Origin of the sequence: Staphylococcus sp. HMSC06C11 (assembly GCF_001808345.1) — a bacterium.
GTDB lineage: Bacteria > Bacillota > Bacilli > Staphylococcales > Staphylococcaceae > Staphylococcus > Staphylococcus capitis.
Map to the genome: position 1 here is coordinate 46,813 of NZ_KV793038.1, position 13,951 is coordinate 60,763.

Here is a 13,951-nt window from a genome sequence, read left to right on the forward strand (position 1 = left end):
ATATATTAGATTATAATTATTACAAATTAGAATTTGTGAGGGGGAGCTAGCCATGTCTAAACAAGATGGTAGATTAACTGGTCTATTTGGTGCACCAGTATCAGATAGAGAAAATAGTATGACAGCAGGGCCACGAGGTCCATTATTAATGCAAGATGTTTATTATTTAGAACAAATGTCACATTTTGACAGAGAAGTAATTCCAGAGCGACGTATGCACGCTAAAGGTTCTGGCGCATTTGGTACTTTTACTGTCACAAATGACATTACTCAATACACAAATGCTAAAATTTTCTCTGAAGTTGGTAAACAAACAGAAATGTTTGCACGTTTCTCAACAGTTTCAGGTGAACGTGGTGCGGCTGACTTAGAAAGAGATATACGTGGATTTGCGTTGAAATTTTATACTGAGGACGGTAACTGGGATTTAGTTGGTAATAATACACCAGTGTTCTTCTTCAGAGATCCTAAATTATTTATTAGTTTAAATCGCGCTGTTAAAAGAGATCCACGTACTAACATGAGAAGTCCTCAAAACAACTGGGATTTTTGGACTGGCATTCCAGAATCTTTACATCAAGTAACAATTTTAATGTCAGATCGTGGTATGCCTAAAGGTTTCCGTAATATGCACGGTTTCGGCTCACATACTTATTCAATGTATAATGACGCAGGTGAACGTGTATGGGTGAAATATCATTTTAGAACGCAACAAGGTATCGAAAATTATACTGATGAAGAAGCTGCTGAAATCGTAGGTGGAGATAGAGATTCATCTCAAAGGGATTTATACAATGCCATCGAACGAGGGGATTATCCTAAATGGAAAATGTATATCCAAGTGATGACAGAAGAACAAGCAAAAAATCATCCACATAATCCATTTGATTTAACTAAAGTATGGTATAAAGATGATTATCCATTAATTGAAGTAGGCGAATTTGAATTAAATCGCAATCCTGAAAACTATTTCTTAGATGTAGAACAGGCTGCATTTGCACCAACTAATATAGTACCAGGGTTAGATTTTTCTCCGGATAAAGTGCTACAAGGGAGATTATTCTCTTATGGAGATGCTCAGAGATATCGTTTAGGTGTCAATCATTGGCAAATCCCTGTCAATCAACCTAAAGGTGTTGGCGTTGAAAACTTATGTCCATTTAGTCGCGATGGGCAAATGCGTTTCTTAGATAACAACCAAGGTGGCGGTCCGCACTATTATCCAAATAACCAAGGTGTATATGATTCACAACCTGAGTTTAAAAAACCATCATTCCCTGTAGATGGTGATGGATATGAATATAACTTCCGTCAAGATGATGATAATTACTTCGAACAACCTGGTAAGTTATTCAGACTACAATCAGATGATGCTAAAGAACGTATCTTTACTAACACAGCTAATGCAATGGACGGGGTGACTGAAGACGTCAAAGTACGCCACATTCGTCATTGTTATAAAGCTGATCCTGATTATGGTAAAGGAGTAGCAAAAGCTTTAGGTATCGATATTAATCAAATTGATTTAGAAACTGAAGAAGATGAAACATACGAAAACTTTTAATAATATAAGTGTAAAAGATGAGATTGCACGTTGACATCAATTATGATAAAATTTTAAATCGTAAGAATTCCTAACAACATTAGAAAGGGTGTTTAACGTGCGCGTAAATATTACTTTAGCTTGCACAGAATGTGGCGATCGTAACTATATTACAACTAAAAATAAACGTAACAATCCAGAACGTATTGAAATGAAAAAATATTGTCCTAGATTAAACAAATATACGTTACATCGTGAAACTAAATAATTTCTTATCTTTCAAATACGACAATTTGAAATTTATAGTCTCTCCTATAATGAAATAGGAGAGACTTTTTTTATTGAAAAGATATAAATCAGGTTTAGTAGCTTTAAAATTTTTCCTTGTATAAATTAAAATTTATGTTATTCTATAAAACGTAATAATTACGATTTATGAAAAGAGGTTAAATTAAATGGCAAAAAAATCTAAAGTAGTTAAAGAACAAAAAAGAGAAGAACTTGTAAATAAATATTATGAATTACGTAAAGAACTAAAAGCAAAAGGTGATTATGAAGCGCTTAGAAAACTCCCTAGAGATTCTTCACCTACGAGATTAACTAGAAGATGTAAAGTAACAGGACGTCCAAGAGGCGTTTTACGTAAATTTGAAATGTCTCGAATTGCTTTCCGAGAACATGCACATAAAGGTCAAATTCCTGGTGTGAAAAAATCAAGTTGGTAAAAATGAATTTATGTCTTTTGTCCATTTACATTAGTAAAAAAACAATGTACAGTTAATAAGGATAAAGAATAACTGAATAATATGTGTAAATTTAATATAATTATTCGGTTTTAAAGCGTTATCCGATTAAAATTTTTAATTGTAAGGGGCAAATTACAAAAATGAAGATTTTTGACTATGAAGATATACAATTAATACCTAATAAATGCATTGTTAACAGCCGTTCTGAATGTGATACTTCAATTAAATTTGGACCACGCACATTCAAATTACCAGTAGTTCCGGCTAACATGCAGACAGTAATGAATGAAGAGCTTGCACAATGGTTCGCACAAAATGATTATTTTTATATTATGCATCGCTTTGATGAAGAAGCTAGAATTCCATTTATTAAAAAGATGCAAGATGAGGGGCTATTCGCTTCTATTTCTGTTGGAGTAAAAGAAAATGAATTTAAATTCATTGAAGAACTTGCTTCAAAATCTTTAGTTCCAGAATATATCACAATTGATATTGCGCATGGCCATTCAGACTCAGTCATCAATATGATTAAACATATTAAAAACCACATACCTAAAAGTTTTGTTATTGCAGGAAATGTTGGAACACCTGAAGGCGTTAGAGAGCTTGAAAATGCTGGTGCTGATGCAACAAAAGTTGGTATTGGTCCAGGTCGTGTATGTATAACTAAAATTAAAACAGGATTTGGTACTGGAGGTTGGCAATTAGCTGCACTTAACATTTGTAGTAAAGCAGCTCGAAAACCTATTATTGCTGATGGTGGTTTAAGAACTCATGGTGATATAGCTAAATCAATTCGTTTTGGTGCATCAATGGTAATGATTGGTTCGTTATTCGCTGCACATGAAGAGTCACCAGGAGAAACTGTTGAACTTGAAGGTAAAAAATATAAAGAATATTTTGGAAGTGCCTCAGAATTTCAAAAAGGTGAACATAAAAATGTTGAGGGTAAAAAAATGTTTGTTGAACATAAAGGTTCACTGAAAGATACTTTAATTGAAATGCAACAAGATTTACAAAGTTCAATATCTTATGCCGGTGGAAAAGATCTAAAATCACTAAGAACTGTAGACTATGTTATCGTGAGAAACTCAATTTTCAATGGTGATAGAGACTAAGTTTAAATAGTAGGTGTAAAAAATTAAAAGATTTCTATTATTCTTTGTAGTTTTATTATGTATCATTATTTTCACACCCATTAAAGAAGCTAAGCCATTAGTAGATTTTCAAAAAGAAGTTCGACAACAAGTTGATACATGGATTAACCACGATTCAAATGTAAACGATAAATCATTATCTGTTCCTAAAAAACAAGAATTTGCACTTAGTAATATCCAAATGAATATGTCTAAGCAAGCTGTTGAAAGTAAATTAGGTCATCCGAAACGTATGACTTCTAATGAATATGGAACTAAGTGGTACACATATTATAATAAATATTATGATAACTTTATTATGATTAGTTATATTAAAAACCACGTCAATGCCATGTACTCAAATCAAAATATTATATCTTCAAAATCTAAAATTAAGTACGCTACTCCTAAACATACTGTAAGAGAACGGTTAGGTAATCCTATAGAATATATTAGTAAAGGGCGATATCGTTTTGAGGTAAAAAATAATGAATATGATGTTTTCCATAAAGATCACATTTATACAACAGTTTTTTACGATAAACATGAAAAAAATGGAGTGACTGCATTATTACAAGTAAGTGAAAATATGGAAAATCGCTTGCGTCAACAATATGGCGTGCCATCTAGAGAATTAGAAAAAAGCTTTGAATTACAAAATTATGATTTAGTTAACTCGGAAAGAAAGCAACATGGCTTAAATACACTAAATTATTCAAGTAAAATTTCTAATACTGCTAGAAAGCATAGTAAAAATATGTCTGAAAATAACTTTTTCGATCATACAGATAATAAAGGGGATTCTCCTTTTGATAGATTGAAAAAAGATCGTATTGATTTCAATGCGGCAGGAGAAAATCTTGCTTATGGTCAAATCAATAGTATTTATGCTCATGAAGGATTAATGAATTCACTAGGTCATAGGAAGAACATACTAAATACGCATTATCGAAATTTAGGCGTAGGTGTAGATTTTAATAAAGAGAAGCAACCATTTTGGACTGAGAATTATACAGAATAAGAGTTTATCTTAAGTAGATAAGGGTAAATTAAATTCGTAAGGATGTAGATAAACATGAAAACGAATAAAGATAAACAACCCGATATACTTGATAAAATAAAAGATGTATTAAACAAAGATTCTAAACAGAAGACAAGGTAGTTCAATAAGAACTACCTTGTCTTTTAGTATTTATATGAGATTTTTATAGAGGTCTTGATATAGGAGGGCTTAAATAGAGAGAAATTGATAGTTACATTTCTCTGTATAACCCTATGACTTTACCAACAACAATAACATTATCTAAATAAATAGGATCCATAGTACTATTTTCAGGTTGTAATCGGTAACGGTTTTTCTCCTTATAGAAGCGTTTAACAGTAGCTTCTTCGTCTTCAGTCATTGCTACTATAATGTCGCCGTTTTCAGCTATCGTTTGGCTTCTAACAATCACTTTGTCACCGTCTAGAATACCAGCTTCAATCATACTTTCTCCTACTACATTTAATATGAAAATGTCACTATTATGTGTTGAAGTTAAATGTTCAGGTAGTGGGAAATACTCTTCAATGTTCTCAACAGCTGTAATAGGAACACCGGCAGTAACTTTACCTATTACTGGTACGTGAATCGTTTCTTCAACATTAACTTCCTCTAGTTGTTCACTAACAATTTCAATAGCTCTAGGTTTAGTAGGGTCTCTTCGAATATAACCTTTTTCTTCTAATCTTGATAAATGTCCATGTACGGTTGAACTAGATGCTAAGCCCACTGCTTCGCCAATTTCTCTAACACTAGGTGGATAACCCTTAGTTTGTACAATGTGTTTAATGTAATCATAAATCTCACTTTGACGTTTAGTTAATTCTCTCATATATAGGCACTCCCTAATTTTATTTAAGTACATTATAGCATTAATTATCTTCGAAAACAAACGTTTGTTCGTTTTAGTGTTGACACAGAACATTCGTTCTGATAAATTAAATATACAAACAAACGTTCTAGGAGTGAGATTAATGTTAATTAAGACAAAACAAAAGTTTTTAATATATATAGCTGTAGTACTCATCTCTTGCATGGTTTTCCTAACATTCTTTTTAAGTGTAAATCAAAGTGCGCATTCAGAACAAACGTACGAAATGACAGATCATGAAATTCATCAACAGGATAATAATAAATCAAACTATAAAGTTGAAGACAAACAAAATAGCGAACAAAATGACACTTCAGTGTTCGCTTTAGTTAATTAGTAATTTATTAAAAATATGATGAGTAAGTATTGTTAATGAGCGTAACTATTTGGTTACGTTCATTTTTTTGATATATTCTACACAAGAATTTAAAGTAGGAAATCATATATATTTTAAGAGTCTTACACATTTTGTTTTAAAATTAACAAGGAGCGTGACGATAATGTCTAAGGAAGATTTAAATATAGATAGAATCAATGAGCTAGCTAAAAAGAAAAAAGAAAAAGGTTTAACAGAAGAGGAAGCTAAGGAACAATCTAAATTAAGAAAGCAATATTTAGATTCATTTAGAAAAGGGTTCAAGCAACAGCTTGAAAATACTAAAGTAATAGATCCTGAAGGAAATGATGTTACACCTGAAAAGCTTAAAAAAATTCAATCTGAGAAAAACAATAAATAATGGAAGTAGGTTGTTCAAGGTAGTTCTTGAACAATTTGTATGAGCTGATTTATCAGATTTTTCTTTATCATTTTAATTTAAAATAAGTTATAATTATATTTAGATATTATTTAAGAAGGGAAGACACAACGATGTTTAACGAAAAAGACCAATTGGCTATCGATACAATACGTGCACTAAGTATTGATGCTATCGAAAAAGCAAATTCTGGACACCCTGGTTTACCAATGGGAGCTGCCCCTATGGCGTATACATTATGGACACGTCATCTTAATTTTAACCCCCAATCTAAAGATTATTTTAATAGAGATAGATTCATTCTTTCAGCAGGACATGGCTCTGCTTTACTATATAGTTTATTACATGTATCAGGTAGTTTAGAATTAGAAGAACTAAAACAATTTAGACAGTGGGGTTCTAAAACTCCAGGTCATCCAGAGTTTAGACATACAGATGGAGTAGAAGTAACAACTGGGCCACTAGGTCAAGGATTCGCAATGTCAGTGGGAATGGCACTTGCTGAAGATCACTTAGCTGGTAAATTTAATAAAGATAATTTTAATATGGTTGATCATTACACATACGTTTTAGCTTCAGATGGAGATTTAATGGAAGGTATTTCACATGAAGCTGCTTCATTTGCGGGCCATAATCAATTAGATAAGTTAATCGTTTTATACGACTCTAATGATATTTCACTTGACGGTGATTTAAATAAATCATTCTCAGAAAATACACAATCTAGATTTGAAGCATATGGTTGGAATTATATTTTAGTTAAAGATGGCAATGATTTAGAAGAAATTGATAATGCTATTAATAAAGCTAAATCACAACAAGGCCCAACTATTATTGAAGTTAAAACTGTTATCGGTTTTGGTTCTCCAAATAAAGCTGGTTCAAATGGAGTACATGGCGCTCCGCTAGGTGAAGATGAAAGAAAACTTACTTTTGAAGCTTATGGACTTGATCCTGAACAACGATTCAATGTACCTGAAGAGGTTTATGAAATCTTCCAAACTTCTATGTTAAAACGTGCTAACGAAAATGAAGATGCTTGGAAAGCTAAATTAGAAGATTATAGCAAAGAATATCCTGAATTAGCAGAAGAATTTAAGTTAGCAATTAGTGGTAAATTACCTCAAAACTATGAAAAAGAGTTACCTAAATATGATTTAGATCATAAAGGAGCATCTAGAGCAGATTCTGGAGAAATTATTCAAAAACTTAGTCAAACAGTACCATCATTCTTTGGGGGTTCTGCTGATTTAGCAGGGTCTAATAAATCTAATGTCAAAGAAGCTAAAGATTATGATAAAGAAACACCAGAAGGTAAAAATGTATGGTTTGGTGTACGTGAATTTGCGATGGGTGCAGCAGTGAACGGAATGGCTGCTCATGGTGGATTACATCCTTATGCAGCGACATTCTTCGTATTTAGTGATTACTTAAAACCTGCATTACGTTTATCAGCTATCATGGGTCTTAACTCAACATTTATCTTTACACATGATTCAATAGCTGTAGGTGAAGATGGTCCAACACACGAACCAATAGAACAATTAGCGGGCTTACGTGCTATTCCGAATATGAATGTTATTCGACCTGCAGATGGTAATGAAACACGTGTAGCATGGGAAGTAGCATTAGAATCAGAACAAACACCAACTTCTCTAGTTTTAACACGTCAAAACTTACCAACATTAGATATTGCTGAAGAAACTGTAGAAGCGGGAGTTCGTAAAGGAGCTTACGTAGTATTTGAATCAGAGAAAAATCCTGAATACTTATTATTAGCATCTGGTTCAGAAGTTAGTTTAGCAGTAGAAGCTGCCAAAGATTTAGACAAACAAGGTAAAGGTGTTAGAGTTGTATCAATGCCAAACTGGTTTGCATTTGATAAACAATCAGATGATTATAAAGAATCAGTATTACCATCCTCAATTACAAAGCGTGTAGCAATTGAAATGGCATCTCCATTAGGTTGGCATAAATATGTTGGAACAGAAGGCAAAGTTATTGGTATTGATGGCTTTGGCGCAAGCGCACCTGGTGATTTAGTAGTTGAAAAATATGGATTTACTAAAGAAAATATATTAAATCAAATTCGCACATTCTAATAAATTTAATAATTAGAGAAGGGTTACTAGCTCAAGTTTATTAGCTAGTAGCCTTTTATTTTTACATAAATTTAATTGTCAATTTGTTAAGAAAAACAAATATTTGTTATCATTGCTAATGGTAGGTATCAGTTATCACTTTAAAGTGCCTCTTGAAATAACAAAGTGAATTTAGTAAAATTCAGTAGGATAAAGAAAGTGGGTGAAACAATGGCAACTTGGTTAGCAATAATTTTAATCATTTTAGCACTTATCGTAGGATTAATCGGTGGTTTCTTTTTAGCAAGAAAATATATGATGGATTACCTCAAAAAAAACCCACCTATCAATGAAGAAATGCTACGTATGATGATGATGCAAATGGGCCAAAAACCATCTCAAAAGAAAATCAATCAAATGATGACAATGATGAACAAAAATATGGACCAAAACATGAAAGGCAAATAAAGCCTATAAGTTCAGGCGTCTCAGTGTTTACAATAACCACTGTGACGCTTTTTTATTACTTATTAAGATATGATGATTAATTTTATTTATGAATTAGTAATTTTTAAAGGCAAGTTTTTTAATGATTGATTAAAATATATTGTAAATCGTAACTTAAAAACAAAAGAGTATTAAAAAAGTTAAAATTATTAAGTTACACAGCAATAAGTTTGGTTTACTATTTAATTGGGGGCGATAAATAATGACAAGTCGTAATAAGGAATTACTCAAATTAGGTTTTAATATAGTAAACTTAACTATCTATATCGTTTTAATCTATTTATTAATTAAATTATAGACGGGTTACTTATATATTAGTGATCAAACCTTCAATAACACATGCCTTAGCAAAAAATAATTTGCTAAGGTATTTTTAAAACTGTATGGGAACTTAAATTAGTTATTGATAAAACTGGTTTTTAAATCTTTAGAATTTTAGAAAGTTTAAAGTAGTCATTGATATAAGGATAGTGATATACTATCATATGATGAATTAAGAGTATTAAGTTTATGTCATAAGAAGGTGTCAAATTGGCTTATTTAATTTTTTCTATTGTCGTTGCTTTTTTAATGGGCGCAGTAGTAATTGTAATAAGAATGAAAGCACAAAAGTTTCCAGTTAATGAGAAAAAAATCATTTTACCTCCATTCTTTATGGCTACTGGGGCTTTAATGTATATTATTCCATATTTCAGATTAACAGGTATGGAAATGTTAGAATCACTAATTTTAGGTGTACTATTCTCAACTGTTTTAATTTTCACATCAAGATTTGAAGTCAAAGGCAGTGAAATTTACATGAAGCGTTCTAAGGCATTTCCAGTAATTTTAATTTCGTTATTAGTTATTAGAACTATTATTAAAATCTTTATTAGCAATGAAATTAACCCAGGTGAAATAGCTGGTATGTTTTTCTTACTAGCGTTTTGTATGATTGTACCTTGGAGATTAGCAATGTTTTATAAATATAAAAAGTTAAAAAAATCACTAGTTAAGTAGTGTATTGGCCACTTGTCATATTATTTGATGAGTGGCATTTTTTACTTGAAAGTTGATATTAAGAATATTAAAATATAAATACGAACAAATGTTCTTCTTAGGAGGATGATTATGAAAATTATACATACTGCTGATTGGCATCTTGGTAGAATCTTGAATGGTAAACAGTTATTAGATGATCAAAAATATGTATTAACTAAATTTATTAATCATATGGAAAAAGAAAAACCTGATGTCATAGTTATAGCAGGTGACTTATATGACACCTCTTATCCGAGTAAAGAAACTATGAGTTTACTTGAAAATACAATTGCAGAGTTAAATATAAGACTTCAAATACCTGTAATTATGATTAGTGGGAATCATGATGGAAAAGAAAGATTGAATTATGGGTCATCATGGTTTGAACATAATCATTTGTTTATAAGAACCAAACTTAAGGATATACATAAACCTATAGAAATAAACGGGGTGCAATTTTTTGCTTTACCTTTTGCGACAATAAGTGAAGTACAACACTTTTTCGAAGATAAAGAAATCAACACTCATCAACAGGCTTTAAATCGCTGCATAGAATATATGTCTCAAAATATAGATGAAAATAAAGTGAGTATTTTAATTGGTCATTTAACTATTAAAGGTGGTAAAACATCTGATTCAGAGCGACCTTTAACTATAGGAACTGTAGAGTCAGTTGAAAGACAGTCATTTGATCAATTTGAGTATGTTATGTTAGGGCATCTACATCATCCTTTTAGTGTAAATGAAAAAAACATTAAATATAGCGGCTCATTACTACAATATTCATTCTCTGAAGTGAATCAAGCAAAAGGTTATCGCATAGTTAATATCGATGAAGTTAATCATGTAGAAGATACATTTAAATCTATTGAACCTTTAAGAGAATTAGAGGTTATAGATGGGGATTATGATGATGTTATTGAAGAACGAGTTTCTGTGAAAAATAAAGATAATTATTTTCATTTTAAACTCACTAATATGTCACATATTAATGATCCAATGATGAAACTTAAACAAATTTATCCTAATACATTAGCATTAACTAATCATACATTCGAACATATTGAAGAGTTTAATAATGTAGAGATAAAGAAACAAGATGATCAATCTATAATTAAGTCGTTTTATGAATCAATGACTAAAGAGGAAATTAGCGAAACTCAATCTAATAAGATAGCTGAAATTTTAAATAATATTATGAGAAAGGAAGTCTAATAAATGAAACCATTAAATTTGAAGTTAAACAATTTTGGACCCTTTCTTAATGAGACAATAAATTTTAGTCAAATTGAAAATAATGAACTCTTTCTAATAAGTGGTAAAACCGGGTCTGGTAAGACAATGATTTTTGATGCTATTGTGTATTCATTATTTGGAGAAGCTTCAACTAAAAATAGAAAAGAGGGTGACTTAAGAAGTCATTTTGCTAGTGGTAAAGAACCTATGAGTGTGACATATGAATTTAAACTAAATAATCAAATATTTAAAATTCACAGGGAAGCTCCTTTTATTAAAGAAGGTAATACTACTAAAACTCAAGCAAAACTTGATATTTATGAGTTAATTGATGATGTTTATGAACTAAGAGAAAGTAGAGTCAATGCAGGTAACCAATTTATCACTCAAATTATGGGCGTGAACGCTGAACAATTTAGACAATTATTCATTTTGCCTCAAGGTGAATTTAAAAAGTTCCTACAATCAAATAGTAAAGAAAAACAATCTATTTTAAGAACGTTATTTAATAGTGAAAGATTTGAAGAAATACAAAAGTATTTAGTAGAAAGCGTTAAAAATGAAAAATTACAAATAGAAAATAGATATAATGAAATAGATTACTTATGGAATGAACTTGCTACGTTTGAAGATGATTATTTACTTAAAATAAAAAATATAGAGAGCTCGCAAACCGAGAAAATTTTAGAACGTTTACCAAAATTTATAAATCACGGTAAAAAAATATTATCTAACTATAAAAAGCGAAAAGATATGTTGGACCACGAAGTTGAAAAAGTTACAAATGAATATACATTTAGTAAAGAGTTGAACCAAAATATAAACTCTCTAGAAGAGAAAAAGAAATCATTCGAACTCCTCAAACAAAATCAAGATAGTATTGATCATCTTAAGGTTGAACTAAAGAAAATAAGAGAATCTAATGTTTTGATTAATTATTTCAAAAGGCAAAAAGTTGTTAATAAAGAGATTGAGGAATTAGAGACTGAAATCACTAAATCAAAATCTAAAGAAGAAGAATACGAAACTCAAATTAATAATGTAGAAAAGACTCTTAAATCTTTAGAATCAGAAGCACCAGAAGTTAACAAAGCTAACAAATATCTTGAACAAACTTATAATTTTTACAATAATCTTGATGATTATATTAAAGTCTTTGAGCAAAAGCCTATTTATCATGAGGAATTAAATAAGTTAGAAAAAAAGTATTCCGATTCAAAAGAGCAAAAAGAAAATCTTCTGAATCAAGCTAAAGGAAAATCAAGAAATTATGAAATAGTTGATCAATATATAGATGAGATAAATAAAATCAAAACTTTAATCGATGATACTGAAAGGTATTTGAAAAGTGAAGAACAAGTTCGGAAAATTAAACAAGAACAATCTGAAAATGTAAGACAAATTAAAGATTTAAAAGACAAATATGCAAACTTAGAGCATATCATTTCACAGGTTGATGCAACTAATATTGATTTAAACAATAAGGAGACATTTGTTAAAGAAATTCAAACGGCTCTTTCAATTGGAGATACATGTCCAGTTTGTGGTAACGAGATTCATTCACTTGGAGAACATATTAATTTTGATTTGATTGCTCAAAATAAAAAGCATTTAAAAGAGCTTGAGGATAGTAAAATCTCCATCAATGAGAATATCATTAGGTTAGAAAGTAAAAATGAAGAATTGACTAAACGAAAAGAGGACATCAATTTTAAAGATCAAGAAATTCAAGATTTAGATGAACTTAAATCGAAGTTAGAAGAGATAGAGAATGCTAAAAGGCTTCAACAAAAAGAAAATAAATTTTTAGAGTCAATTAATGAAGAAGAGAAGAATTTAAATCAAAATCTTCATACATTTGAGCTAGACCTAAATAATAAAAAAGCGCAACTTGAACAATTAGATATTAAATTAAATGATTTTAAGAGAAATACACAGTTTGAATCGTGTACATCATTTAAGCAGTACTACGAGAATAAAAAGCAAGAGACTCAAACTTTTAATGAGCGTAAAGAAACTATAAAAGACCAACTAAATGAACTTAAGAATAACTTAAATATAGAGTCAACTAATGTTAGGCATTACAATCAAAATTTAGAAGCTAGAGTTGAAGAAGAAAATCAGCTTACTATTAACATTAAAGATGAGATGAATCGAAATGGTTTCGAAACTTATGAAGAAATTGAAGAAGCAATAAGTTTAAGTGAAAATAAAAGTAATATTGAAGAAAAAATTAATGACTATAACAAACAGTATCAAACCTATGAGATTGAGATTAGCCAATTGGAAAAACTTGTTGACGGTAGAGAACTTACTAATTTAGAAGATATTGAAACGCATCTAAAAACAAAAAAACAAGCATTAGAGCAAATTAATTCAGAAGTTGCAACAATAGCATATAAGCAAGAAGCAAATATAAAAAATATTGATAAAATTGAAGACTTAATCAATACATTAAATGAAGAATTAAAAGAGCAAAAAGAGATATTTTTACTAACGGAAATTCTCTCAGGCAAAAATAGTCATAAACTAACACTAGAAAATTATGTGCTCATTTATTACTTAGAAAAAATTATCTTTCAAGCTAATCAACGTCTATTAACAATGAGTGGAAATAGGTATCAATTGATAAGAAGAGAAGCTATTTCTCAGGGCTTCAGTGGTCTTGAAATAGATGTATTTGATTTTCATTCTAATAAGTCTAGACATATTAGTTCTCTTTCTGGAGGGGAAACATTCCAAGCTTCTCTTGCATTAGCATTAGGTTTAAGTGAGATTGTTCAACAAGAATCTGGTGGCATTAATTTAGAATCAATGTTTGTTGATGAGGGATTTGGTACTTTGGATCAAGAAACATTAGAAACTGCCCTTGATACTCTAATTAACTTGAAATCTTCCGGTAGAATGGTGGGAATTATTTCACATGTAAGTGAACTAAAACAGAGAATACCACTTATTTTAGAGGTATCTACTAACCAGTATCAAAGCCAAACTAGATTTAAAAGAAATTAGTA

General features: G+C 30.4%; 13 protein-coding genes. 12 read left to right on the plus strand and 1 reads right to left on the minus strand.

Features of this window, described 5'->3' with window-relative positions; genetic code table 11:
• Window positions 1-52: 52 nt before the first annotated feature.
• The 5 genes from HMPREF3154_RS03770 to HMPREF3154_RS03790 all read left to right on the plus strand — a co-directional run bounded on the left by HMPREF3154_RS03770 (window position 53) and on the right by HMPREF3154_RS03790 (window position 4,446).
• Complete coding sequence (locus HMPREF3154_RS03770; protein ID WP_023350334.1) at window positions 53-1,564, plus strand: catalase; 1,512 nt, start codon at window positions 53-55, stop codon at window positions 1,562-1,564.
• Between the two features lie 97 nt (window positions 1,565-1,661).
• On the plus strand, window positions 1,662-1,811 hold the full coding sequence (rpmG, locus tag HMPREF3154_RS03775) for a 50S ribosomal protein L33 (protein WP_001831295.1): 150 nt from the start codon (window positions 1,662-1,664) through the stop codon (window positions 1,809-1,811).
• Window positions 1,812-1,998: 187 nt separating this feature from the next.
• Window positions 1,999-2,268 carry a 30S ribosomal protein S14 gene (gene rpsN / locus HMPREF3154_RS03780; protein ID WP_002433763.1) on the plus strand — a complete coding sequence of 90 codons (270 nt, stop codon included), beginning with the start codon at window positions 1,999-2,001 and terminating at the stop codon, window positions 2,266-2,268.
• A gap of 161 nt (window positions 2,269-2,429) precedes the next feature.
• Window positions 2,430-3,407, plus strand: a complete 978-nt coding sequence (guaC, locus tag HMPREF3154_RS03785; RefSeq protein WP_023350332.1) for a GMP reductase — start codon at window positions 2,430-2,432, stop codon at window positions 3,405-3,407.
• Window positions 3,408-3,429: 22 nt separating this feature from the next.
• Window positions 3,430-4,446, plus strand: a complete 1,017-nt coding sequence (locus HMPREF3154_RS03790) for a CAP domain-containing protein (protein ID WP_171817091.1) — start codon at window positions 3,430-3,432, stop codon at window positions 4,444-4,446.
• A 232-nt stretch (window positions 4,447-4,678) separates the two neighbouring features.
• Here HMPREF3154_RS03790 and lexA read toward each other — a convergent pair whose 3' ends face one another.
• Entirely contained in the window at window positions 4,679-5,299 is a 621-nt protein-coding gene (lexA, locus tag HMPREF3154_RS03795) for a transcriptional repressor LexA (RefSeq protein ID WP_002433936.1), read from the minus strand.
• Window positions 5,300-5,441: 142 nt separating this feature from the next.
• Between lexA and sosA the strand changes: the two genes are divergently transcribed.
• The 7 genes from sosA (at window position 5,442) to sbcC (ending at window position 13,949) form a co-directional block, all read left to right on the plus strand.
• Window positions 5,442-5,675, plus strand: coding sequence for a DNA damage-induced cell division inhibitor SosA (gene sosA / locus HMPREF3154_RS03800; RefSeq protein WP_023350330.1), 234 nt, complete (start codon window positions 5,442-5,444; stop codon window positions 5,673-5,675).
• Between the two features lie 163 nt (window positions 5,676-5,838).
• A complete protein-coding gene (locus tag HMPREF3154_RS03805) occupies window positions 5,839-6,075 on the plus strand; it encodes a DUF896 domain-containing protein (RefSeq protein ID WP_002433819.1) in 237 nt (78 codons plus the stop codon).
• A 131-nt stretch (window positions 6,076-6,206) separates the two neighbouring features.
• Window positions 6,207-8,195, plus strand: a complete 1,989-nt coding sequence (tkt, locus tag HMPREF3154_RS03810; RefSeq protein WP_023350328.1) for a transketolase — start codon at window positions 6,207-6,209, stop codon at window positions 8,193-8,195.
• 210 nt (window positions 8,196-8,405) lie between these two features.
• Window positions 8,406-8,642: a YneF family protein gene (locus HMPREF3154_RS03815; protein ID WP_016898133.1), complete on the plus strand. Its 237-nt coding sequence runs from the start codon at window positions 8,406-8,408 to the stop codon at window positions 8,640-8,642.
• 570 nt (window positions 8,643-9,212) lie between these two features.
• Entirely contained in the window at window positions 9,213-9,680 is a 468-nt protein-coding gene (locus HMPREF3154_RS03820; protein WP_002433613.1) for a CcdC family protein, read from the plus strand.
• Between the two features lie 111 nt (window positions 9,681-9,791).
• Window positions 9,792-10,916, plus strand: coding sequence for an exonuclease subunit SbcD (gene sbcD / locus HMPREF3154_RS03825; RefSeq protein ID WP_023350327.1), 1,125 nt, complete (start codon window positions 9,792-9,794; stop codon window positions 10,914-10,916).
• Window positions 10,917-10,919: 3 nt separating this feature from the next.
• A complete protein-coding gene (gene sbcC / locus HMPREF3154_RS03830; protein WP_037548949.1) occupies window positions 10,920-13,949 on the plus strand; it encodes an exonuclease subunit SbcC in 3,030 nt (1,009 codons plus the stop codon).
• Window positions 13,950-13,951 lie beyond the last annotated feature (2 nt).

What these genes read in the sequence shown, in the direction of transcription:
- sosA (WP_023350330.1), top strand. Translation starts at nt 5,442, where the DNA reads ATGTTAATTAAGACAAAACAAAAGTTTTTAATATATATAGCTGTAGTA.
- HMPREF3154_RS03815 (WP_016898133.1), top strand. Translation starts at nt 8,406, where the DNA reads ATGGCAACTTGGTTAGCAATAATTTTAATCATTTTAGCACTTATCGTA.
- sbcD (WP_023350327.1), top strand. Translation starts at nt 9,792, where the DNA reads ATGAAAATTATACATACTGCTGATTGGCATCTTGGTAGAATCTTGAAT.
- HMPREF3154_RS03770 (WP_023350334.1), top strand. Translation starts at nt 53, where the DNA reads ATGTCTAAACAAGATGGTAGATTAACTGGTCTATTTGGTGCACCAGTA.
- rpsN (WP_002433763.1), top strand. Translation starts at nt 1,999, where the DNA reads ATGGCAAAAAAATCTAAAGTAGTTAAAGAACAAAAAAGAGAAGAACTT.
- guaC (WP_023350332.1), top strand. Translation starts at nt 2,430, where the DNA reads ATGAAGATTTTTGACTATGAAGATATACAATTAATACCTAATAAATGC.
- tkt (WP_023350328.1), top strand. Translation starts at nt 6,207, where the DNA reads ATGTTTAACGAAAAAGACCAATTGGCTATCGATACAATACGTGCACTA.
- HMPREF3154_RS03805 (WP_002433819.1), top strand. Translation starts at nt 5,839, where the DNA reads ATGTCTAAGGAAGATTTAAATATAGATAGAATCAATGAGCTAGCTAAA.
- sbcC (WP_037548949.1), top strand. Translation starts at nt 10,920, where the DNA reads ATGAAACCATTAAATTTGAAGTTAAACAATTTTGGACCCTTTCTTAAT.
- lexA (WP_002433936.1), bottom strand. Translation starts at nt 5,299, where the DNA reads ATGAGAGAATTAACTAAACGTCAAAGTGAGATTTATGATTACATTAAA.